Here is a 1,678-nt window from a genome sequence, read left to right as displayed (position 1 = left end):
TCAGTTCCGGCACCGCGGTGAACAGGTCCGCGACGAGGCCGTAGTCGGCGACCTGGAAGATCGGGGCTTCTTCGTCCTTGTTGATGGCGACGATGACCTTCGAATCCTTCATGCCGGCGAGGTGCTGGATCGCGCCCGAGATGCCGATGGCGACGTAGAGGTCCGGCGCCACGACCTTGCCGGTCTGGCCAACCTGCCAGTCGTTCGGGGCGAAGCCCGAGTCGACCGCCGCGCGCGAAGCGCCGACCGCCGCGCCGAGCTTGTCGGCGAGCTTCTCGATCAGTTCGAAGTCCTTCTCGGAGCCGACGCCGCGGCCGCCCGAGACGACGATCTTCGCCGAGGTCAGCTCCGGACGGTCCGAGGCCGCGACCTTGTCCTCGACCCATTCCGAGAGCGCCGGGTTGGCGGCGGCCGAAATGGTCTCGACCGAGGCGTTGCCGCCGGTCCCCGCCGCGTCGAAGGTCGAGGTGCGGATCGTCACCACCTTCTTGCCGTCCGAGGACTTCACGGTCTGCAGCGCGTTGCCGGCGTAGATCGGGCGCTCGAACGTGTCGGCGTCGACGACGCCCGAGACATCCGAGATCACCATCACGTCGAGAAGCGCCGCAACCCGCGGCATCACGTTCTTCGCGTCCGTCGTCGCCGGGGCGACGATGTGCGAATAGTCGCCCGCGAGCGACACGATCAGCGCCGCCGTCGGCTCCGCGAGACGGTGGCCGAGCGAGGCGTCCTCGGCGCAGAGCACCTTGGACACGCCTTCGATCTTCGCCGCCTCGGCCGCCGCGTCGGCAGCCCGAGCGCCGGCGCACAGCACCGTCACGTCGCCGAGTTTCTTCGCCGCCGTCACCGCCTTCGCGGTCGCATCGAGGCCGAGCTGGCCGTCAGTGACTTCACCCAGAAGAAGAACAGCCATCAGATAACCCCCGCTTCGTCCTTGAGTTTCGCAACGAGCTCTTCGATCGAGCCCACCTTCACGCCCGCCTTGCGGCCCGCCGGCTCGGCCGTCTTCACGACCGTGAGACGCGGGGAGACGTCGACGCCGTAGTCGGCCGGCGTCTTGGTGGCCAGGGGCTTCGACTTCGCCTTCATGATGTTCGGCAGCGAGGCGTAGCGCGGCTCGTTCAGGCGCAGGTCGACCGTGACGATCGCCGGCATCTTGACCTTGATGGTCTGCAGGCCGCCGTCGACCTCGCGCGTCACCGTGGCGCTGTCGCCGTCCACGCTGAGTTCGGAGATGAACGTCGCCTGGCTCCAGCCCAGAAGCGCGGAAAGCATCTGGCCGGTGGCGTTCATGTCGTTGTCGATCGCCTGCTTGCCGGCGAGGACCAGGCCCGGCTGCTCCTCGTCGACCACGGCCTTCAGAAGCTTCGCGACGGCGAGCGGCTCGATGTCGGTGTGGACGTCATCGGCCGCCTCGATCAGGATCGCGCGGTCCGCGCCCATCGCAAGCGCCGTGCGCAGCGTTTCCTGGGCCTGCTTCACGCCGATAGAGACCACGACGATCTCTGTCGCCACGCCCTTCTCCTTCAGGCGGATCGCTTCTTCCACGGCGATCTCGTCGAACGGGTTCATCGACATCTTGACGTTGGCGAGATCGACACCCGTCCCGTCCGCCTTCACGCGAACCTTCACGTTATAGTCGATCACCCGCTTGACGGGCACGAGGACCTTCATGGCT

2 protein-coding genes are annotated in these 1,678 nt (G+C 67.3%); both read right to left on the bottom strand.

Annotation, left to right across the window (positions count from 1 at the left end):
* Positions 1-913, bottom strand: a 913-nt coding sequence (locus ABCN56_RS19660; protein ID WP_343082530.1) for an electron transfer flavoprotein subunit alpha/FixB family protein, incomplete at its 3' end; no start/stop codon positions are given.
* The gene (locus tag ABCN56_RS19655) at positions 913-1,674 is read right to left on the bottom strand and encodes an electron transfer flavoprotein subunit beta/FixA family protein (RefSeq protein ID WP_343082531.1); all 762 of its coding nucleotides are present in this window, start codon (positions 1,672-1,674) and stop codon (positions 913-915) included. The genes ABCN56_RS19655 and ABCN56_RS19660, both read right to left, overlap by 1 nt.
* Positions 1,675-1,678: the final 4 nt, after the last annotated feature.

This window comes from Ostreiculturibacter nitratireducens (assembly GCF_032670585.1).
Taxonomy (GTDB): Bacteria; Pseudomonadota; Alphaproteobacteria; order Rhodobacterales; family Rhodobacteraceae; genus Ostreiculturibacter; species Ostreiculturibacter nitratireducens.
Note: the sequence above shows the minus strand (reverse complement) of the source record. Positions and strands in the feature narration are given on the sequence as shown.

Bases quoted from the DNA above. Each gene is read 5' to 3' on its own strand.
- ABCN56_RS19655 (WP_343082531.1), bottom strand. From the start codon at position 1,674: ATGAAGGTCCTCGTGCCCGTCAAGCGGGTGATCGACTATAACGTGAAG.